Origin of the sequence: Paenibacillus fonticola DSM 21315 (assembly GCF_000381905.1) — a bacterium.
GTDB classification, from domain to species: domain Bacteria; phylum Bacillota; class Bacilli; order Paenibacillales; family Paenibacillaceae; genus Fontibacillus; species Fontibacillus fonticola.
The window spans coordinates 172,186-198,478 of record NZ_KB907253.1 but is presented as its reverse complement, the minus strand read 5'-3'; the positions used below and the strand labels follow the sequence as shown (position 1 = coordinate 198,478).

The 26,293-nt window shown below is 52.5% G+C and carries 20 protein-coding genes; 4 read left to right on the top strand and 16 right to left on the bottom strand.

Annotation, left to right across the window (positions count from 1 at the left end; all coding sequences use genetic code 11):
• Positions 1–333: 333 nt before the first annotated feature.
• From G358_RS0111310 to G358_RS31680, 8 genes are all read right to left on the bottom strand, one after another.
• Positions 334–1,362, bottom strand: a complete 1,029-nt coding sequence (locus G358_RS0111310) for an ABC transporter substrate-binding protein (RefSeq protein WP_019637334.1) — start codon at positions 1,360–1,362, stop codon at positions 334–336.
• Between the two features lie 54 nt (positions 1,363–1,416).
• Positions 1,417–2,478: an ABC transporter ATP-binding protein gene (locus tag G358_RS0111305; protein ID WP_019637333.1), complete on the bottom strand. Its 1,062-nt coding sequence runs from the start codon at positions 2,476–2,478 to the stop codon at positions 1,417–1,419.
• Positions 2,479–2,584: 106 nt separating this feature from the next.
• Positions 2,585–4,240, bottom strand: coding sequence for an ABC transporter permease (locus tag G358_RS0111300; protein ID WP_019637332.1), 1,656 nt, complete (start codon positions 4,238–4,240; stop codon positions 2,585–2,587).
• A 35-nt stretch (positions 4,241–4,275) separates the two neighbouring features.
• Positions 4,276–5,349, bottom strand: a complete 1,074-nt coding sequence (locus G358_RS0111295; protein ID WP_019637331.1) for an ABC transporter substrate-binding protein — start codon at positions 5,347–5,349, stop codon at positions 4,276–4,278.
• Between the two features lie 172 nt (positions 5,350–5,521).
• Entirely contained in the window at positions 5,522–6,787 is a 1,266-nt protein-coding gene (locus G358_RS0111290) for a PTS ascorbate transporter subunit IIC (protein WP_019637330.1), read from the bottom strand.
• 98 nt (positions 6,788–6,885) lie between these two features.
• Positions 6,886–7,179 (bottom strand): PTS sugar transporter subunit IIB, encoded by a 294-nt coding sequence (locus G358_RS0111285; protein WP_019637329.1) that lies wholly within the window; start codon positions 7,177–7,179, stop codon positions 6,886–6,888.
• Positions 7,176–9,275, bottom strand: coding sequence for a BglG family transcription antiterminator (locus tag G358_RS0111280; RefSeq protein ID WP_169447429.1), 2,100 nt, complete (start codon positions 9,273–9,275; stop codon positions 7,176–7,178). Before G358_RS0111280 ends, G358_RS0111285 begins: the two co-directional genes overlap by 4 nt.
• Before the next feature lie 307 nt (positions 9,276–9,582).
• Entirely contained in the window at positions 9,583–10,845 is a 1,263-nt protein-coding gene (locus G358_RS31680) for a hypothetical protein (RefSeq protein ID WP_019637327.1), read from the bottom strand.
• Between the two features lie 39 nt (positions 10,846–10,884).
• Between G358_RS31680 and G358_RS33045 the strand changes: the two genes are divergently transcribed.
• Positions 10,885–11,118, top strand: a complete 234-nt coding sequence (locus G358_RS33045; RefSeq protein WP_157274336.1) for a hypothetical protein — start codon at positions 10,885–10,887, stop codon at positions 11,116–11,118.
• 46 nt (positions 11,119–11,164) lie between these two features.
• Here G358_RS33045 and G358_RS0111270 read toward each other — a convergent pair whose 3' ends face one another.
• Together G358_RS0111270 and G358_RS0111265 are read right to left on the bottom strand one after the other, a co-directional pair.
• The gene (locus tag G358_RS0111270; RefSeq protein ID WP_019637326.1) at positions 11,165–11,479 is read right to left on the bottom strand and encodes a thioredoxin family protein; all 315 of its coding nucleotides are present in this window, start codon (positions 11,477–11,479) and stop codon (positions 11,165–11,167) included.
• 290 nt (positions 11,480–11,769) lie between these two features.
• Positions 11,770–12,630 (bottom strand): helix-turn-helix domain-containing protein, encoded by an 861-nt coding sequence (locus G358_RS0111265; RefSeq protein ID WP_019637325.1) that lies wholly within the window; start codon positions 12,628–12,630, stop codon positions 11,770–11,772.
• 142 nt (positions 12,631–12,772) lie between these two features.
• On the opposite strand from G358_RS0111265, the gene G358_RS0111260 reads away from it, so the two are divergent.
• The 3 genes from G358_RS0111260 (at position 12,773) to G358_RS0111250 (ending at position 16,801) form a co-directional block, all read left to right on the top strand.
• The gene (locus tag G358_RS0111260; protein WP_019637324.1) at positions 12,773–13,831 is read left to right on the top strand and encodes a Gfo/Idh/MocA family protein; all 1,059 of its coding nucleotides are present in this window, start codon (positions 12,773–12,775) and stop codon (positions 13,829–13,831) included.
• A gap of 258 nt (positions 13,832–14,089) precedes the next feature.
• Complete coding sequence (locus G358_RS0111255; RefSeq protein ID WP_019637323.1) at positions 14,090–14,968, top strand: sugar phosphate isomerase/epimerase family protein; 879 nt, start codon at positions 14,090–14,092, stop codon at positions 14,966–14,968.
• 972 nt (positions 14,969–15,940) lie between these two features.
• Positions 15,941–16,801 carry a sugar phosphate isomerase/epimerase family protein gene (locus G358_RS0111250; protein ID WP_019637322.1) on the top strand — a complete coding sequence of 287 codons (861 nt, stop codon included), beginning with the start codon at positions 15,941–15,943 and terminating at the stop codon, positions 16,799–16,801.
• Between the two features lie 171 nt (positions 16,802–16,972).
• Here the strand turns inward: G358_RS0111250 and G358_RS29975 are convergent, their stop codons facing one another.
• From G358_RS29975 to G358_RS0111220, 6 genes are all read right to left on the bottom strand, one after another.
• Positions 16,973–17,347 carry a DMT family transporter gene (locus G358_RS29975; RefSeq protein WP_019637321.1) on the bottom strand — a complete coding sequence of 125 codons (375 nt, stop codon included), beginning with the start codon at positions 17,345–17,347 and terminating at the stop codon, positions 16,973–16,975.
• Between the two features lie 36 nt (positions 17,348–17,383).
• On the bottom strand, positions 17,384–17,950 hold the full coding sequence (locus G358_RS0111240) for a TetR/AcrR family transcriptional regulator (protein WP_019637320.1): 567 nt from the start codon (positions 17,948–17,950) through the stop codon (positions 17,384–17,386).
• A gap of 209 nt (positions 17,951–18,159) precedes the next feature.
• A complete protein-coding gene (locus tag G358_RS0111235) occupies positions 18,160–21,033 on the bottom strand; it encodes an alpha-mannosidase (RefSeq protein ID WP_019637319.1) in 2,874 nt (957 codons plus the stop codon).
• Positions 21,034–21,083: 50 nt separating this feature from the next.
• Positions 21,084–22,070, bottom strand: coding sequence for a glycoside hydrolase family 130 protein (locus G358_RS0111230; RefSeq protein WP_019637318.1), 987 nt, complete (start codon positions 22,068–22,070; stop codon positions 21,084–21,086).
• Between the two features lie 128 nt (positions 22,071–22,198).
• Positions 22,199–23,518 carry a glycoside hydrolase family 125 protein gene (locus G358_RS0111225; protein WP_019637317.1) on the bottom strand — a complete coding sequence of 440 codons (1,320 nt, stop codon included), beginning with the start codon at positions 23,516–23,518 and terminating at the stop codon, positions 22,199–22,201.
• Between the two features lie 354 nt (positions 23,519–23,872).
• Positions 23,873–26,293 carry an ABC transporter permease gene (locus G358_RS0111220; protein ID WP_019637316.1) on the bottom strand — a complete coding sequence of 807 codons (2,421 nt, stop codon included), beginning with the start codon at positions 26,291–26,293 and terminating at the stop codon, positions 23,873–23,875.

Here is a 26,293-nt window from a genome sequence, read left to right as displayed (position 1 = left end):
GTAAATATTTTAATCATTATGAGATTTGAAACTACACTGCTCATTCTTAGTTGAATTGTTACTCATTTTTTCAAACCCCATGTTAAAATGAATGCGATTCTATAATATTTGTTTTGGGCAAGCCTTTAATTTCTCCTCCATATTTCCGCCCCTTAAACTACGTGTTATTCGCAAGGCTCTTCCTATCTCTTCAGTAACAACACTCATTACCCAAGATTATAGCCCATTTGTAAAATAGAGGAAACGACAAAAAGAGCCTAACTACAACATTGTAGTCAGACTCTTACTAAGCCGTTAATTCCCTTACCAATCCCTACTCTCAAACAAACTCCCTCAATCCTTCCCCTTCCCCACTCCCAGCACCTCGGTCGTCCACTTGTTGATCAACCGCTCGCGGTTTTGGCCGGCCCAGTCGAGGTCGTAGGGGATGACGTTCAGCTTCTCCAGCGGGATCGCTTCCTCGGGCGCGACGGCGTCGCGGTTGGTGAGCTGCTGGTAGTTGCCGACCTGCTTGCCGAGCTCCTGGGCTTGCTTGGTCAGCGCCCAGTCGACGAATTGGCGGGCTTCCTCTTGGTGCGGGCCGCCCTTGATGATGCCGACGGCGCCGATCTCGTAACCCGTGCCTTCGGTCGGGAAGCCGATGATGAGGTTTTGGAAGCCTTCTTTGTAGAACTTCAGCGCATCATGGGAGAACATGACGGCGGTCCCGACTTCTCCCATACCTACGGTACGTCCGGGAACGCTGCCGGAGGTGGTGTAGATGACATTCTGCTGATGCAGCTGGCGCAAGTAGTCAAAAGCCTTGTCTTCACCGAACAGCTGCACCAGCGTAGCCAATGTGGTGTAGGCTGTCCCCGAGGAACGGGGATCCGCCATGGAGATCATGCCCCGGTATTCCGGTTTCAGCAGATCCTCCCACGACTGCGGAGCCTGCAGCCCGACCTCCTGCAGCCACGTCTTATTAGAGACGAAGGCGATCGAGCCTACGTAAATGCCCGTCCAATACCCTTCCGAATCGCGATATTCCTGAGGGATGGCTTCGACATTTTTAGAAACATACGGCTCCAGCAGACCTTCGGTCTTGGCCTGGATGAACGTATCTGCCGGCCCGCCAAACCAGATGCTGGCCTTAGGTGAATTGCGCTCTGCCCGAATTCTCGACAAAATCTCTCCGTTCGACATCCTGACGTAATTCACCTTGATCCCGGTTTGTTTCTGAAAGGTCTCGATCGCCTTAATCGCATGGTCTTCGTACAGTCCGGCATATACCGTCAGCGTTCCCGAACTCTCCTTGCCGCAGGCGGACAGAAATAATGACATCAGCAGGGAGAGCAGCAAACCGCCTATGGCTATTTTTTTCATGCAATCCCCTTCTTTCTGTGGCATGATGTCAACGATTCTGGATGCAGGCTGAAGTTAAATTACATGAAGGGCGTCCTCCGCAAACTGCAGCGATACAGAGGTGCCGACCGAGTAGACCTTCTCCTGGATCGGGTTATGCTCGGTAATCTGGAACAGCTGACCGTCAAACAATACTTCGTATTCCTGCGTTTGCCCCATGAACACGCTTTTCTTCACGACGCCCTGGTGCTGCGAGCCTTTAGCCAAAGAGACGGCTTCAGGGCGAATCACCACAGTCACCTTGTCACCCGTTTTGTATCCATCGCGGCGAATCCGCAGTACCCCCGAAGAGGTCTCCACGAGCAGTCTGCCATCTTCCGTGCCTTTGACCGTGCCCTCCATTAAATTAGCCGTACCGATAAAGTCTGCGACGAACCTCGTCTTCGGACGCTGGTAAATTTCCATCGGTGTACCGACCTGCTCGATCATTCCTTTATTCATGACGATGACCTTATCGCTCATGCTCATTGCTTCGCTCTGGTCATGCGTTACATACACAGCGGTGATACCGATCTGCTGCTGAATGCGGCGGATTTCATCCCGCATCACAAGCCGCAGCTTTGCGTCGAGGTTGGACAGTGGCTCGTCGAACAGCAGCACGCCTGGCTCCATGACGAGCGCCCGGGCCAGCGCTACCCGCTGCTGCTGACCGCCCGACAGCTGGTTCGGCATCCGATCCCGATAATCCTGTAGATTCATTATATCCAAGACGGATTCAACTTTCGAGCTAATTTCCGGCTTGGTCATTTTTTTGATCTTGAGGCCGTATGCAATGTTGTCGAATACGTTCAGATGCGGGAACAAGGCATAGGATTGGAACACCATCGTGCAGTCCCTCTTGTTCGGTGGAATCTGATCGACCGCTTCCTCCCCGAAGTAGATGTGCCCCTCGGTGATGTCCTCGAATCCGGCGATCATGCGCAGCGTGGTCGTTTTGCCACAGCCAGACGGGCCGAGGAGAGTTACGAACTCTCCCTGCCCGATCTCCAGGTTGACCCCGGTCACGGCGTAGGATTTCTCGCCTTTATCGTTCGTGAAGGCTTTGGATATATTTTTAAGTGTGACTGATTTAGCCATATTAACATACCTCCTTAAGGATGAACCCAACCGGCAATGGCGAGCGTAGCCGCGAAGTAAGGAGTAAGGGGCCGAGTGATCAACCCTACCCCTAACCCTCCACTCATCAAGCAGACCGCTCTTTGCCGCCCATCCATTTCACAAGCAAGTTTAACAAAATGAGTGCCACGACCATGATCAGGATCAGGATCGTACAATAGGCGCTGGCGACGCCGATCCGGCCCGCCTCAACCTGCGCCAGAATCGACGCGGTAATGAGGTTGTACTTAGCCGAGATAAGGAAAATAACGGCGCTCATCGCGGTCATGCTCTTGACGAAGCTGTTTACAAGACCGCTGAAGAAGGCGGATTTGATCAGCGGCAGCACAACGCTCGTGAACACTTTGGAGCCGCTCGCCCCCAGATTCGTCGCCGCCTCCTCGATGCTCGGATCGATCTGCTGCAGAGCCGCCACCCCGGAGCGAATGCCTACCGGCATGGAGCGTACAACGAATGCAGCGACGATGATGATCCCTGTGCCGGTTAGCGCTAATGGCGCTTTGTTGAAAGCAAGGATGTACCCGATCCCGATGACCGTACCCGGCACCGCAATCGACAGCATGCTGATGACTTCCAAAGCTTTTTTACCAAAGAAACGTTTGCGAACGATCAAGAAAGCGATGATCATGCCCAGCAATCCCGCGATCGGCGTCGCGACAATGGCCAGCATCAGCGTATCCTTAACCGCCTTCTGTCCTATAGAGAATACATATTTGTAGTGATCCAGTGTCAGGCTGTTGTTAATGCCCCACAGCTTGATGAACGAACCGATCGGTACGAGGGCATAGAACGCGATAACAGCTATCGACATGATCATACAAAATGTGAATAGTCCATGTTTAAGAGCCCCGGACTCAATCATTCTCCGCTGTCCGGTAGGCTTGCCCGTTACAGTGACATAGCTTTTCTTGCCAACCCAGAAGTTTTGTAAAATATAGACGATAATCGTGACCGTCAGCAGTACCATGGCCAAAGCGGCACCGGCCTGCAAGTTATAGCTTCCGACTGCCTGCAAGTAGATCTCTCTCGCAACGGTGGAATAGTTCCCCCCGATCGTCATCGGGTTCCCGAAGTCAGCCAGCGATTGAACGAACACGAGCAGGAACGCATTGGCGATTCCCGGCACGGACAGCGGCAGCGTGACGCTAAGGAACGTCTTCAGCCGGCTGGCCCCCATGTTCTGGCTGGCCTCTTCCAGAGAAGGGCTAATGGAGCGCAGCAGCCCGGACAACGTCAGGAAGGCAATCGGGAAAAAAGATAGCGTCTGAACAAGCACCAGGCCGTGCAGCCCGTAAATATTCGCATTTTCGAGTCCCAGCAAATTCTTGGTGATCAGCCCCTGCTTCCCGAGAAGCAGCATGGCGGATAGTGCAATGACAAACGGTGGTGAAATGACCGGCAGAATGGCAATGCCGTTAAAGAGCTTTTTGAACGGTACCTTTACATAAGCAAACGTATAGGCAAAAACATACGCAATCGCCGTGGACAACGTCGCCGTCAGGACGGCCAACACCAGGGAGTTGACCAGGGCGTGGAACAACCCGCCCCCGGACAGTACTCGCTGATACCCTTGTAAGCCAACTTCGCCGGTAGACCCGACGAAGCTGGATTTTGCAATTTGGAATAAGGGATAGACGATAAATACGAGTAAGCAGAGCATGACCAACACGATGAGAATCGGCAGGAGCGGCTCGCGCTTGAATCTCTTGAACATGGCGCTCATTCAAGCTCTCTCCTCTCTGAATATCAAACTGATAGTTATTTCTTAACCTCAACACTCCATTTGTCGATCAAGCGTTGACGCTCTTTACCGGCTTCAACGACGTCATAATCGATCGTGTTGATTTCGGACAGATTGACGGCTTGCTCTGGACCTACCGCATCCGGGTTCGTCAGGTTTTGGAAGCTGCCTACCGTTTTACCCAGCTCTTGACCTGCTGGTGACAATGCCCAGTCTATGAATTTTTGAGCCAGCTCTTCGTTTTTCGTATTTTTGATAATGCCGATCGATCCTGTCTCATAACCTGTTCCGTCTTCAGGAATCGTCATTACCAGGCTGTCGAAGCCTTCTTCTTGATACTTGATAATGTCATGCGCGAACAGGATGCCTACGCCAGCTTCCCCCATACCGACCATCCGGCCTGGTGCTGCGCCGCTTGTCGTATATTGTTGTACTTGAGGGTGCAGCTTGCTGAGGTACTCAAAGCCTTTCTCTTCGCTGCCCATCACTTTCAGTACGGTGTACATCGCGGTGTAAGCCGTGCCGGAGGAAGCAGGGTCTGCCATGACGACCTCGCCTTTAAACGCCGGGTTGAGCAGGTCTTCCCAAGTCTTCGGAGCTTCTACGCCTTTTTTCGCCAAAAACTCCTTATTGGATGCAAAGCCAACCGCCCCTACATATACGCCCGTCCAGTTGCCGTCCGGATCTTTATATTTCGCATCGATCTTCTCAGCGATTGGCGATTTATACGGCTGCAGCAGCCCTTCCGTCGTAGCTTGCACGAATGTGTCTGCTGGTCCGCCGTACCACACGTCGGCTTGCGGGTTGCCTTGCTCGGCCCGGACCTTCGCCAGAATTTCCCCTGCTGACATGCGGATCATGCTCGCCTGAATTCCCGTGTCCTCGGTAAATTTCTTGATCGCGGCTACCGCATGGTCTTCCTGGAATCCGATGTATACCGTCAGCTTGCCTTGCGGCTTCGCTGGTTCGGCATCCTTGCCTCCGCCATTCGCAGGTGCGGCGCTGTTGCCGCCCGTAGATCCGCAGCCCGTGAAGAGCATAGCGGCCATCGTCAGCGCGGTGATCGAGCTCATCCATTTTTTCATACCCATTTGTGAATCCCCCTTTGTCGTTTATGGCTCCATTATATTGGTTGCGCTTACAATACTGTGAGTCCAAGTCTCTGCCACTTCTTCCGGCAAAAAAATAGACACCAAAAAAGCCTGACCCCACTTCATTTAAGAAATGGAATCAGGCTTCCTGATGACCGCCCTTGATCTGTCGTCACTTAAACCAGCTGAACAACTCATGCACGAGCACCCCGATCACCGAAAAGTCGCTGTCGGCAAAAGTCGCGCGCAAATAGCCAAGGTTCGACAGCAATGGAATCAGAACAGTCGGCAGCATCGTAATCGCAAACCCATGGATTAACGACGATACGATCAGCCCCTTGCGCCCGCCAATTTTATAGGCGATAACGCCCGCTGCCCCGCCGGAGAAGAAATGCGGGATCACCCCGGGAATAATGACGGTATACTGTACCTGCAGCAGCGCGACCATCGCCGCCAGCCCTCCGGTGAAGCTGAGCAGGAATCCGATCATCGCTGCAAACGGCGAGAACTTGAACAGCACCGGACAATCCAGCGCAGGAATCGCGCCCGGCACGACCCGGTCGGCAATCCCTTTGAAGGCGGGTACGATTTCGGACAGCAGCATGCGAACCCCCGCCAGAATAACGTAGCAGCCCCCCGCGAACCAAGTCGCCTGAATCAACGACACGACCAGAATATGCCGTCCCGAGAACATTTCCTCAATCCCGCCAGGCGAGATGAATAATCCCGAGAAGAGGAACAGCACGAACGTAAACACCGTAATGACGACCATATGATCCTGGAAAAAAGAGCGCAGCTTCTGCAGCCCCTTCGACTCCGGCGGCTCCGGCCCTTTTTTGAACCAGGAAGCGATAAACCCGCTCAGCACATAGCCGACGCTGTTGAAATGCCCCATCGCAAAATCATCGTTCCCCGTGACCCGCCGAACATACGGCTGCGTGATCAGCGGAGCAAACGACATGCTGAAGGCCAGCACGATCCCCCCGGCGACCATCACCTGCCACAGTGGCATCGACATCGACACCAGCACCCCCGCCAGCAGCGAGGCCATGAACAGCATATGGTGCCCGGTCAGAAAAATATATTTGATCCGCGTAAAACGGGCAATCATCAGATGCACGATCATCCCAACCAGCATAATGAGCGCAATTTCCTCGCCATAATTGATTTGCGCCAGCGCGGTAATCGTCTCATTATGGGGAATGATCCCGATAATTTGGAAGCCCTTCTGGATGACCGCCGATAAATTGGAAAGGGAAGACCCGGCGGCGTTCGCCCCGATTTGCAATAACGTGTACCCGAGCATCGTCTTAATCGTGCCGTGGATTAGCCTTTGGAACGGCTGCTTCTGCAGCAGCAATCCGACAAACGCGATCAACCCGAGCAGAAGGGCAGGTTCCCCGAGCAGCCCTTTGCTGATCATTTGCGTTGCGTTCATGGGCAACCCCCGCTTTTGTCATAATATTTGTCTTTATCTATATAGGAAGTCAAAAAAAACATCTTTTGATCACGAAGTACTGACCTATAGAATAATGCCTACACGGCCAGCCACTGCTTGAACGTCTCGCTGTCCAGCAGCCTCGATTTCAAATACTGGCGGTCCGTAATATCGTCCAGCCCGATCACCTCGACGTCCTTGGCGAGCTGCAGCGATTCCATCACATAATTGGAGCCGATGATCAGATCGGCATCGAAGGTGTCGACCGACGAAACGTCCGTATGCTCGACCCAGGCCTTCAGCCCCCATTCCTTCAGGAGCGCCTCCACATTCAGCCGGATCATCAGGCTGGTGCCGAGCCCGCTGTTGCAAGCTACAATGATTTTTTTCATAAGCCCTCCTTCTCCCGCAGTCTTTGCCATACCGCCCCGGCATCCTGCACCTGCCGCAATTGCGCCATGAACGCTTCATCATTCAGCGCGTCCAGCAGCGTTCCCAGCGCGGCGACATGCCGCTCCTTATCCACCGCCGCCAGTGTGATCATCAGCCAGACCGGCTGCCCGGACGACCCGAACGCCAGCTCCTCGCGAAAGGTCATCACACTGAAGCCCGTGCGCTTCACGCACTCTGGCATATACACATGGGGAAAAGCCACGCCCGCGCGGATAATGAACGGATGCTTGTTGGATTGAATGATTTCGATCAGCTTATCCGCATACCTGGCGTCCGAGACGCCGCGATCCATAAGCAGCCGATTCCCTTCGCGCACCGCGTCCTCCCACGGCATCGCCCCAGCTCCGAGCATGATCGATTCCGGCGGCAGCAGCGCGGTTAAGCTGTGATCATTCTCCTGCTGCTCACCACCCGGGCGGCTCCCGCCCTGGAACAGATGCAGCAGCTCCTCCAGCAGGCGGTTCCGGTTGTGGATATGCGCATTCCGCTCCACCACCTGAAAAATATCGTTCACCGCCTGCACCGCCGCCGCAGCCGCAGCCGACTCGCCCGAAGGCGTCACGCCAAGGAAGCTCGTGATCTGCTTCTGATCCTGCTGGTCCAGCAGCGGCGACACTTTGATCCACGGCACCTGCAGGGCATGGCTGATCTCCATCGTGCTGAGGATCGCATCCGCCGTCTGCAACGTAATCTCCGCTGATTCCTTATACGAGTAAGTACCCACAATATCGACCTGCGGAAAAATCGCCGCCACCCGCCGCTTCAGCATCGCCGAAGTGCCGAGCCCCGAGCCGCATACGATCGCCACGCGCTTGCGCACCGGGGCCTTTGGCGGAATCAGCCCGCTGCCGATATGGAACATGATGTAGCCGACCTCGTCCCGGTCGAATACGACCGACCACGGCTCCATCACCTCGTTGACGATCCGCTCCAGTAAATCGAGCAGCGAGCCGTACTGCGCCTCAAGCTGCTCCATCAGCGGGTTTTTGGACTGCAGGCCGAACTTCGCCCGGTAAATGGCTGGCTTCAAATGGATGACCAGGCCCTGCACGATCTGGTCGATCATTTGCAGCGGACGGCCGAGCTCCTGCTCGGTGCGCAGGATGATCTGTTTGGCGAGATCAGCGATGATCAGCTCCTCGGCTGGCAGGCTCTGCTTCTGCGCGCCGAGAATATGCTGCGTGATGTAGCCGATCTCCGAAGCAGGCAGCTTCACGCCAAAATGCTGCTCAATCTGCGGCACGACCTCAGCGGCGACGAGCTCATACACCTCATGGCCCTGCAGCTCGGACAGCGACTCCTGATCCATCTCGATCGCATGCGTGCCCTTCAGCCGCTCCATCGCCATCAGCAGATGCAAAATCAGCGTAGAGTAGCCCGCATCCGTGAACTGCACGCCCATCTTCTCCTCAAGCCGCTGAATCGTATCGAACAACATCGCCGCGTCCTCTGTCTCGAACCAATCCTTCCACGGCGTCATTGGCGAATACGAATCGCCGCGCTGATCAAGGATATACCGCAGCAGCTTATCGTCCGTAATTTCGGAGCGAAGCAGGCTCAAATACGCCCTACGCCTGCGCTTCTCCGATCCCTCGATATGCAACTGGCCGCGATCCCGCACAAGCGTCAGCTCCCAGCTCAGGAGCCGCTGCTTGATTTCGGTCAAATCCTGCAGCAGCGTATTTTTGCTGATGCCGAGCTCCTCCATGACCGCCTTCACGGGTAGCTGCGTCTCCTGGAGCAGCTGCTTCTGCAGCAGGCTGACCCGCTGCTCGGCGTCCATATAATCCGGCCGCTGGCCCATCTGCACCGCAAGCTGCTCCGACTGTCCGGTCTCCAGCCGCAGACGGACGCCGGCCGAGCGGTCGCGATCCAGGCGCACGCCCCGCTCGCGGAGCCAGTCCTCCAACTGCAGCAAATCGCCGCGCACCGTCCGCAGGGATATCCCGTATTCGTCAGCCAGCTGCTGCAAAGGGATATATTGGTCGCTCTCCATCAACTGCTTGACCATTCGCTGTTGTCTGCTAGATATCATAATGTCACCCGAATTGTTCATAGTTTTGTATGCGTTATCATAAATAGATTATTACACATTTAAAAAGCTAGATATAGAGCATTCATGGAAAAAAAGACGGACACCCCTGCAGGCGCCCGTCTTCATATACGTTTTTTCCCGTCTATTTGGCTTTCATCTTTTACTTTGACTTATACTTCATGTATTACTTTATGTGCAGCTGCTTGTGCTAATTCACATGTTGCTTCGCATTGTACTTCACATGTCACTCCACGTTTTACTTTGACTTATACTTCACGTTTCACTTCACTTGTTCCTTCGCCTCTTCTTACACCCCGGCCCTCGCTTCGATCTCCTCCGCCAGCAGCTGCACCTGCCGGGAAATGGCCTCCTCATCGGATATGCTGCGGTGAATTGCGCTTAAGCGGTCCTGATTTTGCTTCACCTCGGCCAAATAAGAAATGGCATGCTGCATTGAAGCCGTGTAGCGGGCCTTTACACCAGCGATTTCCTCGGCATATTTCTCATCCGTGTATGGAGCGATAGCCAGCTCATAAATATCCAGGATGCTGTCCCCTTCGCGCAGCGGGAAATGCTCATGTGGCGCCGTGCTGTCGAAAATCGCTACACCAAGCGAGCGAAATATGAGCATATCGAGGCTATTCGGGTCGAAGCCGCAATGGTACACTTCAGTATCGATCCCGCGTTCCTCGGCTATAGCTGCGATTTTTTTAAATAACGTCGACTTTCCCGATCCAGGGCGTCCCTTTACGAAAATTCGCGTCGGCACATCTTCCGTCAAATTGAGAACGAAATCAACCGCCCCTCGCCAAGTTGCTGCCCCAAGAAAGCGGCGTGTCACTATACCAGGCCCTTTACCGCCCGCGCTTGCGCCTGAACTTGCACCTGCTCCTTCGCTTGCACCCGCACCTGTACCTGTGTCTGCGCTTTTACCTGCTCCTGCATCTGCACCCACTCCCGTGCCTCCGCCTGTACCTGCAACTTCGCCTGCACCTGCACCCGTACCTGCGTCTGCCGCCCGTTCCAATCCCGCTTCAGAGCTAATAAGATACTGATCCGCCCAATCGACGGCCAGCTGGTTCATCACGGCACGGTCCAGCGTATCAATGAAGATCTTCTCCCAGTCATCATGGATCCGCAGCGTACGCTGAAAAGTCTCGTAAGCTTTCACATAGCTTTCGGCTATGTTGTACTCCAGCCCGTTAATATGATCCCGATGTTCAGCTAACCGTTCCCCGCTCGGGTCGCTTCCGAAGTCGATGCGGCGAACCTCCATATCTCCCGGAACTCCCTCCTCCGGCCATGCTTGGTCCGCGATCAGTCCGATCCGGGCGTCCTCGATGATGATCCCTTCCAGCAAATCGCTTTGCAGAGGCTGGTGAATCAAATGCAGATTCCAGTCTCTCCGGCCCCACCCGTTCGCGAGCCGGGCCAGAACCGTCCCGATCTCCTGCGGGTCCCCTTTCAACACATATACCGTGTCCAATTTATAATAGATGGAATCCACCAAACTGACCAAGCCTTCAGCCGTATTGCCCCGCGCAAAATAGTGACGCTCTCTTCCTGCCAATTCGTTCTACTCCCTTCCCTATCTTTCGAGATTAAACTGATGCTACACCCTATGCGGAAAATTTCCACCGTGTGTTTAGCCTATGCCCGAAAAGGGAAGATCATCCATCCATTAATCAAAATAGTCCATGAAGCGAGCCGCCGGGTTGCTAAGGATCAGGCATCAGGCAGAGAGAACCATGGCGGCCTATGCATTGCAGTTGCTTGTTATGACTGCGCGCAGTTCTCAGTGCGCGGTGTTTCGCTGCATGACCGGCAATTGGTCGACGCTTAAATGTTTAAGGGCCACGAGAATACGTGCCTCATGGCCCTCACCCTCGCTAAATTTTAAGCCACTGATGCAGATCCACGACCGAACGCAAGGCGTATTCCTTCGCCACCGGCTTGCCCTGCTCCAGCAGAACGAGGCACGGTACGCTCGTAATTTGCCAATCATTCCGCAAACGGGGCGCGAAGTTGATATTCAGCTTCGACACGGGCATCATCGCGCCGCCTGACTCCAGAACAATGTCCAGCATCGTCTCGCCCAGCTTGCACGTTCCGCACAAAGGCGTATATAGATATAAAGCTTCCTTGCCGATTCTGGCAATCGAAGCGTCCACGAATTCATTTTCTACAGCTTCACGGATCGTCATGTTGACCACCCACTCCCATCTTTGCTGGCTCAAAGTACTCGAAAGCAACAACCTAACATTATCCAAAAAGTACCTGCCCTTTAAAACGAACTATTTAACGACGTGAATACTATAGCACATTTATATTATGCGCTATTACAGTTTTTACCGGAGCCTGATTTAAATATGTAAAACATCAGAGCCGCTATTCGTAGATTAACTAATATATTGGCTGCTGCGCCTAGACTACAGTCTGCCTGTGTAACACCTCACCTGCAAAATCTCGGTCATATTCCAATCTTTCCCCCCAACTACTGCCCCCCTCTATTGCGGTAGCTTCTTGGTGAGACGCCCGTAATTCGTTTGAATATGCGGGAAAAATAAAACGTATCTTTATAACCTAAAGCCTCGCCAATTTCCTTCACCGTCAATTCCGTATTCAGCAAAATATTCCCCGCTTCCGCAACCTTAAGGCGATGAAGAAACTCATTGAGAGGGTAGCCCGTGTAATTATGAACAATACGGCGCAGCGTGGACACGGAAATGTGATGCCGGGCGGCCATTTGGGCCGGTTCCTGAGGCGTATGCAGCGATTGCGACAAATCCTCGATCACCTTCAGCACGAACCGTTCCCGGTTGCTCGCTTCACGGCGATCCGATTGCGACACCAGGTCGTACAGAAAAGATTCCAGCATAAGCGCGGCCCGGTCCAGGTTGGTCGGCACCCCGCTGTCGATCAGCATGAACATCATCTCCATCCGGTGGATGAGCGCGTCATCGAAGGCGGCTCTTTTCACCACGTATCGATTAGGCATCCAATGCTCCAGCCATTCGGCCACCCGGCTGCCTTCTACAGTGAAGTAATATTCGTCCCAATAACCGTCCGCATGAGGGCCGTAATTAAATACCGCACCGGGAAAAAGACAAAACCAGCTGCCCGCTGTAACCTGCTGCACTTCCCCGCCGTCAACCTGGTAATAGCCGCTTCCGCCCGTTATCATTACGAAGGCCCAATGATTGAATTTGGCCTGGCTGCGCTGCAGCGTTCTTCCCGGTAAATGACCTGCGGTAACCAGGGTAAGCGTCTTGACCTTCTGCCGGCTGGAATCCACGATCGGATTGAAGATACGGATCGGATGAGAACTGATCATATAGTCCATGTATTTTGTCATCCTATACATTCTCCCTTAAAAACAACTATGTTAAATTAAATGTGCTTGAATAAATATGAATAAATATAACATATCTGTGTTAAATGGTCCTATCCTTTTTTGGAGAAAACGCACAGATAAACGAAAGGATGTAAGCGCACGCATGAGTGAACTGAAAATTGGCCTTATCGGTGCCGGATCAATCTCGGAATCCCATCTGCAGGCTTATCAAGCCAATCCGAAAGTACAGCTAGTTGCTGTCTGTGATCTCAAAGAGGACAGAGCCCGTGAAGTCGCCAAAAAATACAATATCCCGCACGTTTACACCGACTATAATGAACTTCTTGCCAATCAAGACGTACAAGCGGTCAGCATCTGCACGTGGAACAACTCCCATGCGGAAATTAGCATCGCTGCACTGAAGGCAGGCAAAAACGTACTTTGCGAAAAACCGCTCTGCAAAACCGTAGACGAAGCCCAGCAAGTCGAACAGGCCGTTCGCGAAACCGGCAAGCTGCTCCAGGTCGGCTATGTGCGCCGCCACGCTTCCAATATCGCCGTGCTGAAGAAATTCATCGATGCCGGTGATCTTGGCGACATTTATTACGCTAAAGCCAGCCTCATTCGCCGCCTCGGCAACCCGGGCGGTTGGTTTGCCGACCGCGAACGCTCCGGAGGGGGCCCGCTCATCGACATCGGCGTGCACGCCATTGATCTATGCTGGTACCTCATGGGCAAACCGAAGGTCAAATCGGTTAGCGGCAACACCTATCACAAGCTCGGCAACCGTTCGAACATTCAAAACTACGAATTCTACAAGGCCGCCGATTACGATGCCGCACATAATACGGTCGAGGACATGGCCAATGCCCTCATTCGCTTTGAAAACGGCGCCTCCCTTATGGTCGATGTCAGCTTCACGCTGCATGCCAGAGAGAATTCGGCGCAGATCAATATATATGGTGATAAGGGCGGCGCCGAAATTGAGCCTGTACTGTCTATCGTCACCGAGAGTCACGATACAATTATTAACATTGATCCGCAAATCAGCACTCGAGGCTTCGATTTCCAAGGCGCTTTTGATCGTGAAATCAACCATTTCGTCGACAGCTGCCTCGGATTGATCAATACGAACAGCCCGGTCGAGGACGGCGTGGAAATGATCAAAATTTTGAACGCGATTTATCTATCCGCCGCAGAAGGCCGCGAAATCCATTTCTAGGTCGTCGACTTTTTATCACGAAGCAGCACGAAGAAGTAGTCCGACGTCGAATTTCTCGGGCTGTGAGTACGAAATGTTCTTATGATCGCTGTTGTCCCCAAATTTCTTAACTAAGTCTTTCTAATCGTTGAAATTCGGGGACAAGGGCGACCGTTTCACTTCTTCAGAATCATTTCGTGTTCTCCGCTGTTGTCATGCCATCCGTTCGACTTATATACAGTCAAACTTTTATTAGTATTCAAGGAGGCGAATCCAAAAATGAAATTAAACAACAAAATTGGTGTTATTGTGGACAGCTTTGGGGTTGGCGTAACGGAAGGGTTGAAAAAAGCGAAGGAAGTCGGCGCAGAAGGGGTGCAAATCTACGCCGTTTCCGGCGAAATGGATCCTGCCGCTCTTACTCCGGCTAAGCGTAAGGAGCTGCGCAGCTATATTGATGGGCTTGGGCTCGAAATATCCGCCCTTTGCGGTGACTTGGCTGGACACGGCTTCCAGGATGAAGCAGCGAATCCCGAGAAAATCGAAAAGTCGAAGCGCATTCTCGACCTGGCCGTGGAGCTTGGCACCTCCGTCGTCACAACGCATATCGGCATCGTACCGGACGATAAAAACAGCCGCATTTACAATGCGATGCAGCAGGCCTGCGAAGAGCTTGGCGTATACGCGAAGAGCATGAACGCTTATTTCGCGATCGAAACAGGCCCGGAGCCAGCCGCACATTTAAAAAGCTTCTTGGATACGCTGAGCACGAACGGCGTTTCGGTCAACTTTGACCCCGCCAACATGGTGATGGTGACCGGCGATGATCCCGTGGAAGGCGTGAAGCTGCTCAAGGACTACCTTGTCCACACCCACGTGAAAGACGGCCGGAGACTCCGCCCCGTTGACCCGAAGGATGTGTACGGCTATTTAGGATATTCCGCTATGGATCACGAGAAAATCGCCGAGATGGCCTCTTCAGGAGCGGCTTTTGAAGAACTGCCGCTGGGCGAAGGCGCGGTCGACTTCCCAGCTTATTTTGCCGCATTGCAGGAAATCGGCTACAAAGGATACTTGACGATTGAGCGCGAGGTCGGCAACAACCCTGCGGAAGATATCCGCAAGGCCGTGGAGTTCATTCGCTCATACCGAGGCTAAAAGCCGGCCTGTGATAACGAGCACGGTAAGCCCGCCTGACAAGCAATTGACGACGAGCAAAGCAAGCCCGCCTGACAAGCAACTGACGACGAGCAAAGCAAGCCCGCCTGACAAGCAACTTGGCTTTGAACTATATAAGTTGAATTAGTGATAATGGATGTGGGTAAGAGGGATAAGTGCGTAAATGTTCAAAAGGTCGCTGTTGCTCAACAAGCTGTCGAACACTAAGCTGCTGTACACTAAGATGGTAGACCGATCTGTCGAACAGTAAGCTGCTGTACACTAAGATGCATAGACCAAGTTGTCGCACAATAAGCTACCGTACACTAAGCTGCATAGACCAAGTTGTCGCACAATAAGCTACCGTACACTAAGCTGCGTAGACCAAGTTGTCGCACAATAAGCTACCGTACACTAAGCTGCGTAGACCAAGTTGTCGCGCAATAAGCTGGCGCGCAATAAATGGAGTTCATGTATCTAATTATGCTCTAAACGAATGTTTCAGGGGACTAGATGGATTCTCTGCACCTAAAATCAAGGATCCAGCCCATGATAGGAAGTCTCCCTACTTTTAAGGACATCAGATACATTTAAATTTACTTTCCCTTCCTTTTCGCAAAAATTAACTACTACGAATCCATTTATATAAGTTGAACTAGTCAAATTGGATGTGGGTAATTACCCAAAGTGTTCCTACGACCGCTGTTGCTCCCAGACTTCCTGAAGGGTGTAAAGGTGCATAAATGGTAAAGGTTCCTGAAGGGTAAAGGTTCATAAGAGACAGCTCTTCGGTCGTAAAGGGGGCTACAAGCTTAGCTCCCGAAGCAGCTTGTTTTCAGACTGCTTTCCGTTTCCCCGGAATCCTGTTTATCCCTTACCTGTTTCCTATGCTCTAGCTCATCTCATATAGCACGAAAGAAACTAATCACGGAAACTAATCACGCTTAAGCCTATCTGAAGGGAGTCAACTTTATGAAATTAGGAATTAGCTCGTACAGCTTGTATCAAGCGATGAACGCCGGCCGTATGACCATTAATGACGTCATCGAATGGGTCGCCGAAATCGGCGCCAGCCACATCGAAATCGTGCCAAGGCACGGCTTTGACTTTGCGGCAAACCCTGAGCTGGAGGATCAAATTAGGGAGAATGCCGCGCGCTGCGGCCTCGATATTTCCAACTATGCCCTCGGAGCCAACTTCATTACGGAGACAGAGGAGCAATACGAAGCGGAAATCGCCCGGGTAATTAGCGAGGTAGACCGCGTTCATCGTCTGGGGGCAAAGCTGATGCGCCATGACGTCGCGTCCCGCCCGGACACCTCCATCGCCCGGTTCAATGAGGACTTGGACAGAATCGCCGCCGCCTGCCGCCGGATCGCCGACCATGCCCGTCAATATGACATTACGACAAGCGTGGAAAATCACGGTTATTACGTGCAAGCGAGCGACCGGGTTCAGGCGCTCATTCATGCGGTAGACCGCCCGAACTTCAAAACGACACTGGATATCGGCAACTTCGTATGCGTGGACGAAAATCCGGTTACCGCCGTAAAAAACAATCTGCCGTACGCTTCCATCATTCATATCAAAGACTTCTACATCCGCCCATCTTTCCGCAATCCGGGCGAAGGCTGGTTCAAAAGCGCAGGCGGCAATTATCTTCGCGGCGCCATCGCCGGACACGGTGATATCGATATATATGAAATTTTGCGTTTGATTAAGGAATCAGGATACGACGGGTACTTCTCTATCGAGTACGAAGGTATGGAGGATTGCCAAAAAGGGACAAAAATCGCCTTCGATAACATCAAGCGGATCTGGAACGAAGTCTGACAAAACGGCCGCTAAAACGCCCAGCCGTTCATTATTCAGCAAAATTCTTATGATCCCCTCGCAGTCAGCCGCAGAGAAGACGCCTGTTTAAACACAGATGGCTTCGGATTACTATTGCTGGCTGGGGGGGATTTTTTGACTGCAAAAATCAATAGAAATGATCTAACCTCCTCAACGCGGATGGCTGTTCGCTGAATTCGCACTTCTGGAAACCGCTGCGGAATCTTTTGCGGCATCCGCCAGATTAAGACCGATCACCCCAGCAATAATGAGCATCAGACAAATGGCCTTAAACCAGGTCATCTGTTCCTTGAACAGGAACATGCCAACGACGACGATAAGAACCGTGCCCAGTCCTGACCAGATGGCATAGGCAGTGCCGACATTCAGGTTTTTGAGCGACATGCTTAGAGAGGAGAAGCTTAGCATGTAGAAGACGGCCATGCCGATGGATGGCCATAACCGGGTGAAGCCCTCGGACATTTTCATCGAGGTTGTGCCGATGACTTCAAATACGATCGCAAACGCGAGCCAAATATATGCCATAACTAGTAAACTCCTTTATCAAAAAAATAAACGGCTTTACGGCAAGCCGCCCACCGTAATGCCATCCAGCAAAATATCCACAATACCGTCAAGCGCTTCCTGAAAGGAAAGACCGTCATGCCGCGATGCCGATACATATTCCGTGAGCCGATACAGCGAGCCGATGTACATTTGTACAAAAATCTCGAAGTTAAACGGCCTGACCTCGCCGCTCTGCCCCCCTTCCTCAACGAGCAACCTGATCCCATCCCAGCCTTCGCGCATGTACTCATCCGCATAACTCCAGGCTTCCGGATACCCGGTGCGTAGCTCATCCAGCATACGCAGATCCTTGAAGCCCAGGCCGACGGGCAAAATGGCGAGCGACTGCCGCAATTTATCACGCAGACTTAACGTCTCGTCCTCCCGAATCCGTCTCTCCATTGCCCGCATTTCCTCAACGGATTGCTGAATGACTGCACTAACCAAAGCGTCTTTAGACGAGAAATACTGATACAGTGTCTTGGTACTTATGCCGAGCCGTGAAGTCGCGTCCCGAATCGAAAACTTCAACCCCCGAAGGCCGATCTCAGTTACTGCCGCTTGAATGATGGACTCTCTCAATGACTTTGCACCTCCTTTATTCTGCGTGTTTCCTCAACTTTACCCCTCTGGAAAACTAGGAAAACATTCCGTTTTATTTGTTTTCCATATTACTTGCTGTATCCTCCATTGTCAATTTTCGTGACAAGTGAACAAGAGACCGCCTCCTCCGCCTGCAGGCTTCGGAAACAGTCTCTATCCATTCATTCTAGCTAGCTATAGCTTCACTATCAGCGAAGGCCAACAGTCACAATTTCACTTGGCAATACTAACAGGGACAATCCTCCCAAAGCGTTGCCCGCGATCGCTTCCCGCCGCTCCTCCATAATCGTCGTCTTATAAAAATATTGCCTTGGAATTTCTGATTGCAGTGTAAGCTCTGTTTGCTTATTGCTCATATTGTACCAGCGCAGCAGCAGATCTCCTGTCTCCTCATTCAATTTCAGTGATGAGAAAGCCAGCTCCTTGCTCTCCCATTGGAACGGCGTATAAGTCGGCGCAATCACTCCATCATGCACCCCGGTCTGACACACCGTCCATGGAATCTGGAACTGGTAGGCTTCCGCATAAGCGCCAGATGCCATGCCGTCTCCGGCATGCGGAATCAGCTTCATCCGCACCGTGTGCTCTCCAAGACATTGTGCTTCCGGCGTCGGGAACAAGCCCCAGTCGCCAAGCTCGCCTACGCTGCGCAGCAGCGTGATCGCAATCGTATTCCGGCCATCACGTAAAATTTCGTATTCATTCAAACCGAGGTTCGCTACGGTCAGCCCCGCTCCCCCCGCCTCATCGCTAACGTTTACAAACGCTTGCTGATGCTGGGTGTTGCTCGGGTTGACCCATTCCGGGGCCGGCTCGTTATCCCGTACCGGGATTTCGAACATCGAATCGACATGATGCACGGAAGCTGACAGATCCGTCGGGAACAAGGCCCGTACCCGGTGATCTTTGGCCTGGTTATCAATCGTTGTCTCGATGTGCACTCCTTTGCCGCCGCGCTCCAAGGACACAACCGTCCGCAGCTTCAAGGTGACGGTCTCACGGCTGCGCTGTGCTTTACGCTCTGGGTAGTACACGAGCGCGCGCTGCTCCTCATCCAGCATGGCATCCGCCGAAGCTGGAATTTCCCAATCATGCGCAATCTCGACGGATGCGCGATACGGCGTATCCTCCAGTACGGAGATGCGGGCTGGAAGTCCTTTCGTCGTCAGTGCCGCTTCACCCTCTGGCTGCTTGTACATGTACTCGTTCCCGATATCCCCCGTGTCCTCGTACACGCCAAGATCGCGATAGACACGGCCTGTCGCCTTGTCAGTGAGCGAGAACGACCCATCGTTAGCAATTTCGACATGAAGCAGCTCGTTCTCCATCACACGCTCGCCGCGCAGCAGGGAGGAGCCGGCTCGGGATGCTGCAGCGCTTGAACCAGATTCGGCGCCAACCGAACTAGATGCTGTAGTACCTGAGCCAGAATCTGCAGCGCCTGAGCCAGAATCGGTAGCAACTGAACTAATTGAACTAGCATCGACGCCAACCGAACTAGATGCTGCAGCCTCAGCACGGCGTACCCAAGCATATGCACGCAGCCCAAGCGCAGGCACTTGCTCCGCCAGGAACGTCAGCTTCACCCGGCGGCACATATAGGGCTGACGGAACTTGTCGTCCGGCAAATCATAGCCGAATAGCAGACCGAGATCCTCCACTGTCACGTCCAGCGCGTTCCCTTGATCATCTACGAGCACGCGGCCGGAGAGGTCCACCTCTTTCATCCGGCGAGCCGTCTCCTCCAGCGTAAAGCCTTCGCGCAAATACAGGCGCGCTGCGTCAAGCTCTATGCTGATCGTCCCGCTGCGCTTCCAGCCCGTCGTGTTCATCGCTACGAGCGGCAGTGCGTCTTCGCCAAAGGAGGCGAACACGGATGTATCGACCGCATCCGCAATCACCTGCTTGCTGTCGTCGATGATCGCCTCGGCAACATGACGGCTCTTATCGAACCGGGTCACCATCTCCCGGTGAACCTCGTCCACGCTGCAGCCGCAAATGCTGTCATGCGGATGGTTTTGCATCAGCGTCTTCCAGGCGTAGGTAAACAAGTGATGCGGATAGTCCTGACCCAGTACATGAGCAAACGAAGCGAGCGGTTCTGCTACTTTTTCCAGCAGCCCCTGCCCTTGCTGGTTCATCTGCTTCAAATAGACGCGGGCCGACGCGGTATTGACGAGTGTACCCCATCCATCCGTACGTTGGCTCCGAAGCTCGCCTTTGACGGTCGACAGACTGTCGTTATCAATCGCCTGCTCCACCGCCTGCAAATAATCCGGGAAGTTCGAATGAATGAACTCCGTATCCGGGTACAGCTTCCGCGCCGTTTCAATCGCCTCTGGCAGATCCAGCTGCACCGGCTGGTGATCGCAGCCGTTCATAAACAGCAGTTCGCCTGTCGATGCATATTTCTCCGCATCCGCCAGCTTGCGGTCCCAGAACGCTTTTGCTTCCGCTTCATCAACCGGCACTTCATTCCCGTTCGAATACCAGTTTGCAAAAAGAATGCCAAGCACCTTGGAGCCGTCCGGCCCTTCCCAGATCAGCTCCGAGAAGGAGGACTCATAACCGTCGTCCGACACCGTGTTGTTGAACCCGGTCGGTTTCACGCCGCGTCCGAAGAACACGTTCGTAATACCGGACTGCTGCATCAGCTGCGGCGTCTGGCCCACCAGCCCGAACGTATCCGGGAAGTAGCCGATTTTGGCTACCTCTCCGTAGCGCTTGGCATCCTGGTGTCCGATCTGCATGTTCCGCACGTTGGCTTCCCCGCTCGTCAGGAACGCATCCTGCAAAATATACCAAGGACCAATCAGCAGACGCCCGGCGGTAATATGCCGCTGCAGCCGCTCCTGATTTTCCGGGCGAACCTGGAGATAGTCCTCCAGTATAATCGTCTGTCCATCGAGATAAAAGCTGCGGAATTCGCTGCCTGCATCCAGCTTGTCCAACAAGGCATCGATAAGCTGCACCAGCCTGACATGGTGCTTCTCATAAGGCAAATACCATTCCCGGTCCCAGTGGGTGTGGGAAATGATGTGCGCTGTTTTCTTTTTTTTCATGTCTCGACTACCCGCCTTCTTCAACTATTTATATCAACACTGAATTCAACTTATAGTGGGTACTCTTCCATGTAGCTCAGCAGTTCATCCACCGTAGTAAAAGCCAGTCCTGTCACCGTATCGGCACAGCCGTAATAGATGGCAATGCGGCCGGTATCGGCATCGGTCAAGGCAGCACAAGGGAAGGTTACATTCGGTACGTCGCCTACGCATTCGTACATCGTTTCTGGGCCGAGGATATAGTTGCGCGATCTAGCGATCACCTTCCACGGCTCATCCAGATCCAGCAGAGCACAGCCTATCCGGTACACGAAACCATTACATGTATTGATAACCCCGTGGTAAATCATTAGCCAGCCCTTGTCGGTTTCGATCGGAACTGGACCAGGACCGATTTTTTTGGACTGCCAGGCGGATTCATCACCGTTGACGGTACCCATCACATAGCGGTGTTTCCCCCAGAACGTAAGATCCGGGCTTACACTGTAAAAAATATCCCCAAAAGGCGTGTGCCCCGTGTCACTCGGACGGCTGACCATAGCATAGTAATCGCCGATTTTGCGCGGGAACAGCACCCCGTTGCGGTTATATGGCAGGAAGGCGTTCTCCAACTGGTGGAACGTTTTGAAGTCGGTCGTATAGCCGACCCCGATGGTTGGGCCATGGTAGCCGTTGCACCAGGTAATATAATAGCGTTCTCCAATCTTAATCACCCGAGGATCATAACGGTACTCCCGTTTGGTGATTTCAGGGTCGCCTTCAAACACGATCGGCTCGTGATTGATCGTCCAATTCACACCATCATCGCTAAATCCGGCGAAAATATCCATGCTCACGGATCTGGAATCACAGCGGAACACGCCAGCGAACTTGCCTTCGAATGGAACGACGGCGGAGTTGAATACACTGTTGGAATTCGGAATCGCATTTCTCTCGATGATCGGATTGGCCGAATAACGCCAGACTGGCGCATTCAGGCCGGCAGGCTTATCCTGCCAAGGGATATTTTTTAAGGACTCTCCAATAATTTTACTCATGGTTTATGTCTCCTTTGCATTGTAATTGCACTTTGTCCATCGTTCATTGAAATTGGGGTTCAATCTATAACCGAAGGGCCTGCTAATAATCGAAAATTTTACAAGATCACAAGATAGCCGGACCCGGCTTACAAAATACCTTCCTTCATCGCCCGGTACACAAGCTGGGAGAACAGGCTGTTCGACCAAGCAAACCAGCTCCGCGTAAAAATCGCAGGATCATCCACATGGAACCCTTCGTGCATAAACCCTGTATCCGCATCGGTCGACTCGAGCATCGCGATCATTTCCAGCTTCTCTTCCTTCGTCTGAGCGGTGATGCCCTGCATGGACAGCGCCATATGCCAGATATAATTTTTCGGCGTATGCGGGCTGCCGATTCCGCGCGCCGCCTTGCCTTCGAAGTAGAACGGATTCTCTTTGCTCAGCGCGAAACGGCGTGTATTTTGATAGATTTCATCGTCAGCCGTTACATAACCGAGGTACGGAATCGACATCAATCCCGGCGTTCCCGCATCATCCATCAGGCAGTAGTTGCCGTAGCCGTCGGTTTCGTAAGCATAAATCGGCCCGAACTCCGGGTGGCGGTAAATGCCGTACAGCTTGATCCCGTGATCGACCTCAAGCTCCAGCTCTTTAAGCTCCGCGAGGAAGTCCATATCCCGGAATACCCACTCCGCGAACTCCTGCATCTGGCGCAAAGCAACGACAGCAAACATATTGCCCGGAATGTTGTAGTGGAAATCGCAGGCATCGTCGCTGGAGCGGAAGCCCGACCAGATCATCCCCGTATAGTTGACCGGCATTCCGAGCCCATTATTGCGCAGGGAATCCTCCGGTATCCCGTTATTGCGGGTAAAGCGGTACGGAGACTGCTCGAAATGGCGCTGCTCTGTTTTAAACACATCGACAATTTTGCGCATGGCCTCCTTGAACCCGGCATCGAAAATATCGGTGCGCTCCGTCTCTCTCCAGTACATATAAGCGAGCCGTACTACGAAACATAACGAGTCGATTTCAAACTTCCGCTCCCACACCCAAGGCGACATTTCTGTCACGTCCGTCGTATTCCAGTGCCAGTCATTAGCAGACTCATTAAACGCGTTGGCATACGGATCAATATGGACATATTGAATGTGACGCTTGATCAGCCCGCCGATAATCCGCTGCAAATCGGCGTCCTCTTTAGCCAGCGGGACGTAATGAATAACCTGCTCTACGGAGTCGCGCAGCCATAAGGCCGGGATATCCCCCGTGATCACAAAGGTCGTCCCGTCGTCCATCAGCTTTGTTGTCGTCTCCAACGTGTTCGGAAAAGTATTTTTGAACAGCTTCAGCAGCTTAGGACGGTGTGCCAGCTTCTCTTCAGCTTCCTGCAGCACCTCCTGCACAGCCTTTGGCAGCTCCAGCTTCGGCATTGGAATTTTCGGTAATCGGAATTGTTCCATGTCGTTTCTCTCCTTATATGTAATAATAGGCTTCATGAACGGGAATTGAGCGCCTGGTGAAATCAAGCCATATCATGCTAAGCCATATCATGCACCCTTGCATAACCTTAGCGTCACTTAAGCATCTCCCTCGCTGCAGCCCTCGAATAAATAGCCATAATATCGTCTATCTTAACTGTAAATTAAGAAAACATTTTCAAATAGAAGATAAATTAAATAAATCATGAAGAAAACAAAGAAAAAGAGCTTTCCAGCGACCTTTTCGCTGGACAAGCCCTTGTATTTCCCGGCGATTTGCCGGTTTTTTTCTAAAGTTGTCTATAAAAATACCCGGTCTTCCTCAGCCTGCAAAGTTTATTCTAACGTCAGAATGCGCGGCGAAGTAGTTTGTACGGCTCTCGATGCGAACCACGAACCAAGGCAGGCCGCAACAATGCTTAAAGGAATCATCGCGATTACCCCGCCACTATTCATAATGAGGGGCACCTCAACTATGCCGTAATCCGCTAAAATAAAGTTCAGTAAAGGCGGAAGGCCTAGCAGGCCGAGCGGCGTCCCCACGATCGCCCCGATCACCGATACAACCAGTATTCCCGCAGTAATCGACAAGCGGATTTGCTTTGATGTCATGCCGATGGATTTATAAATGCCGTAGGTCCGGCTTTCTTTTTTCATATTGATGCGGCATATGCTGTAAATAATAACAAATGTAATGATGATGAACAGCAGCGCCATGACCGACATCGGCAGCACTAAAATGGTGACCGCCTGGGAGAACACCTCATCCACCAGAGTAGCCTGGCTTGCCGTCCAGATCGTACTGCCATATTTTTGGTGCAACTCATTGACGAAATGATCGATCGATACGCCGTCCTGAAGGTTGATGAAAGTCGTATTCATCATGTTATCCGCAAACCCGTAGCCCGGATTCCCCATACGGACTACATCGGCGGTTACCCGGCCCGTGTAGGCCATGTTCGCGATCGCCTGGTATATTCCTGTAACGGTAAGTGTATGTTTCTGGCCTTCAATGTAAATGTCCAGCGGATCGCCTACACCGAGGTTAAGACTTCTGGCCACATTTACTCCGATCGCAATTTCATTCTCCTGATCTGGATTGCGCCCTTCGACATTTTCATAACCGATTTCATCGTAATTCCCCTCCGCCACCGTAAGCAAAATCCCCATCGTATTCTGCTCCATTTCGGCGGCAAGCGCCTCGTCCACCGGTATTACAGCATTGGCATCCCCATAGCGGCTAAAGTTCTTCACCCGCGGATCGGACAGCACTTCTTCGCGAAGCTGTTCATAGGTAAGCTTGGCGGGGTTGTCGATGCGAACGGACAGATCGGCCGAATCGTACCCCCATTTCGCAATCGTCCCATGGATGGAGGAAATGCTGTACACGAACAAAAATCCAAACACAAGGACAGCGGTAGACAGCGCCGAAATGACAATGATCAGCAGCGAGCCGCGTACATTTTTGCTGACCTCCCTTAGCCCAATCATCATTTCAGTCGGGAGCGATCCGAGACGAAGCAGCTTCTTTTTCCAGGCGTGACGGCGCCCTGACCTCTTTGCGCTCTGCTGCTCCGACATGCCGTAACGAATAGCCTGAGCGGGCTCCACACTGCGTGCTTTATTGGAGAACAACAGCGTGGACAGCAAGATGACGACGATGACCGCAAGCCCAGCCCCCATTTCCCGAATTGAAAAATAAATATTGCTTCCCGATGCGCCTGTGTTTAAATATGCCATGGAACTGCTGACGATCTTGTTGGCGAACAAGTAGCTGAGCGCCATACCGGGCACAACTGCAATGACAGCCAGCAGCGTATATTGCACAACATAGGCAGAGATCACCTTGCGAGAGGACAAGCCGACGGACTTGATAATCCCGATCGTCCGGTAGCTGGACAATATCGCGTCAGAAATCGTAAAGCCCAGCGTGTACAAGGCGACGGAGATCATAACGACAGCTAAAAATATCATAATAAAGCTGATGACTTTGTTTGCGATCATATAATAGGAGGAAATGCTCTCAAAATCTTTTACGGATTCCAAATAAGGCGTGCCCAAAAAGCTCTCGAAACGCTCCCAATAAGCCCGGTGCTGGCTATAATCCTCGAAGCGCAGCCCGGTCATATACTTATCATTGCCCTCCAAGGCTGCCAAGCGGCTATTATAATCCTGGCCATTCAGCCAAACTCTGCCGCTCGTTGCAAACGGCGAGCAGTACGATATATCCACAACGACTGCGGCGACGTTCAGTTGAAAGGTCTCTTGATCTGTCTTGAATTCAATCTGATCGCCGACTTCGATCTGATTGGAATAAGCCAGCGAGGTCGGAATCCAGGCGGTTCCCGGTGCCGGTGCCGGCGTCTCCTCCCCCTGTACAAACAGCAGCGTGTCCACCGGAAACGGACTGTTCGGTGTGTCCATCATATATAAGTCGAGGTTCGGTATTTCTTCTCCGTCATGGGCCATGCTGGAGAGATAGCGGTAACGCATCGCTTCCGAAACGGCAACCCCGGTTTGCTCTGTCCACCATTGATGGACCTGGTTCGGGTCATGAATGCCGTTTTCAAGCAGCAGGATTTGATGGGCCCCGTTGGCCTTGACATGCATATCCTCATATACGCGGTTCGTGTTGTTGATGACTAATACGGCCGTGGACAGAAGCAGCGCGGAGAGCATCATGATGAGAGCCATGAAGCCGTTCTGCACTTTTTTATTTTTCAGATTCGACCAGCATAGTTTCCATATAGGATACAT

Excerpts from the sequence above, each read along its gene's own strand:
- G358_RS0111310 (WP_019637334.1), bottom strand. The coding sequence starts at position 1,362 with ATGAAAAAAATAGCCATAGGCGGTTTGCTGCTCTCCCTGCTGATGTCA.
- G358_RS0111305 (WP_019637333.1), bottom strand. The coding sequence starts at position 2,478 with ATGGCTAAATCAGTCACACTTAAAAATATATCCAAAGCCTTCACGAAC.
- G358_RS0111300 (WP_019637332.1), bottom strand. The coding sequence starts at position 4,240 with ATGAGCGCCATGTTCAAGAGATTCAAGCGCGAGCCGCTCCTGCCGATT.
- G358_RS0111295 (WP_019637331.1), bottom strand. The coding sequence starts at position 5,349 with ATGGGTATGAAAAAATGGATGAGCTCGATCACCGCGCTGACGATGGCC.
- G358_RS0111290 (WP_019637330.1), bottom strand. The coding sequence starts at position 6,787 with ATGAACGCAACGCAAATGATCAGCAAAGGGCTGCTCGGGGAACCTGCC.
- G358_RS0111285 (WP_019637329.1), bottom strand. The coding sequence starts at position 7,179 with ATGAAAAAAATCATTGTAGCTTGCAACAGCGGGCTCGGCACCAGCCTG.
- G358_RS0111280 (WP_169447429.1), bottom strand. The coding sequence starts at position 9,275 with ATGATATCTAGCAGACAACAGCGAATGGTCAAGCAGTTGATGGAGAGC.
- G358_RS33045 (WP_157274336.1), top strand. The coding sequence starts at position 10,885 with ATGCTACACCCTATGCGGAAAATTTCCACCGTGTGTTTAGCCTATGCC.
- G358_RS0111270 (WP_019637326.1), bottom strand. The coding sequence starts at position 11,479 with ATGACGATCCGTGAAGCTGTAGAAAATGAATTCGTGGACGCTTCGATT.
- G358_RS0111265 (WP_019637325.1), bottom strand. The coding sequence starts at position 12,630 with ATGACAAAATACATGGACTATATGATCAGTTCTCATCCGATCCGTATC.
- G358_RS0111260 (WP_019637324.1), top strand. The coding sequence starts at position 12,773 with ATGAGTGAACTGAAAATTGGCCTTATCGGTGCCGGATCAATCTCGGAA.
- G358_RS0111255 (WP_019637323.1), top strand. The coding sequence starts at position 14,090 with ATGAAATTAAACAACAAAATTGGTGTTATTGTGGACAGCTTTGGGGTT.
- G358_RS0111250 (WP_019637322.1), top strand. The coding sequence starts at position 15,941 with ATGAAATTAGGAATTAGCTCGTACAGCTTGTATCAAGCGATGAACGCC.
- G358_RS29975 (WP_019637321.1), bottom strand. The coding sequence starts at position 17,347 with ATGGCATATATTTGGCTCGCGTTTGCGATCGTATTTGAAGTCATCGGC.
- G358_RS0111235 (WP_019637319.1), bottom strand. The coding sequence starts at position 21,033 with ATGAAAAAAAAGAAAACAGCGCACATCATTTCCCACACCCACTGGGAC.
- G358_RS0111230 (WP_019637318.1), bottom strand. The coding sequence starts at position 22,070 with ATGAGTAAAATTATTGGAGAGTCCTTAAAAAATATCCCTTGGCAGGAT.
- G358_RS0111225 (WP_019637317.1), bottom strand. The coding sequence starts at position 23,518 with ATGGAACAATTCCGATTACCGAAAATTCCAATGCCGAAGCTGGAGCTG.
- G358_RS0111220 (WP_019637316.1), bottom strand. The coding sequence starts at position 26,293 with ATGTATCCTATATGGAAACTATGCTGGTCGAATCTGAAAAATAAAAAA.